Raw genomic sequence first — 498 nt, 5'->3', positions numbered from 1 at the left:
GGGCGCGGCTCTCCCACCAGTTCAGCTTGGCGCGGTTGGCCACGGTCTTGCCGATGGTGACGACCAGCGGACCGGTCAGCGGCCCTGCCAGCTCGCTTCCGGCCGGCTTCTCCAGGACACCCTTGTCGAGCAGCCCGCCGAGCGTGGTCTCCACGGACCGCTGCTGGCAGGTGGTACCGCTCGCGGTCACCACCGCCGGGGTGCTGTCGACCAGCCCCTGCTCGATCAGGGTGCGGGCGGCATCGGGCAGGTGCGACGCGGTTGCGTGCAGGATCAGCGGCCCGGGCGCAGCGGCCAGCGCCGCCCAGTCCACGTCACCGCGGACATCGGCCACAGTGTGCGAAGACCCCAGCGGCAGGCCCGCGTAGGTGGGCACCGCGCTGGTGGCGGGCAGCCCCGGAACGATCTCGAAATTCACGTGGCTCTTGGCCAGGGCACCGATCTCGGTGATGACCGCGTCCACCGACAGCGGGTCACCGGCGACCAGGCGCACCACGT

At 71.9% G+C, this 498-nt stretch carries 1 protein-coding gene; it reads right to left on the bottom strand.

The window, feature by feature from the left end; genetic code table 11:
- A partial coding sequence (locus IMZ11_RS43800; protein WP_228649628.1) for an SAM-dependent methyltransferase occupies positions 1 to 498 on the bottom strand: 498 nt, incomplete at both ends.

This window comes from Microtetraspora sp. AC03309, assembly GCF_020826795.1.
Lineage (GTDB): Bacteria > Actinomycetota > Actinomycetes > Streptosporangiales > Streptosporangiaceae > Microtetraspora > Microtetraspora glauca.
The sequence above is the reverse complement of the archived record's forward strand: the minus strand, read 5'-3'. Positions and strand labels throughout refer to the sequence as shown.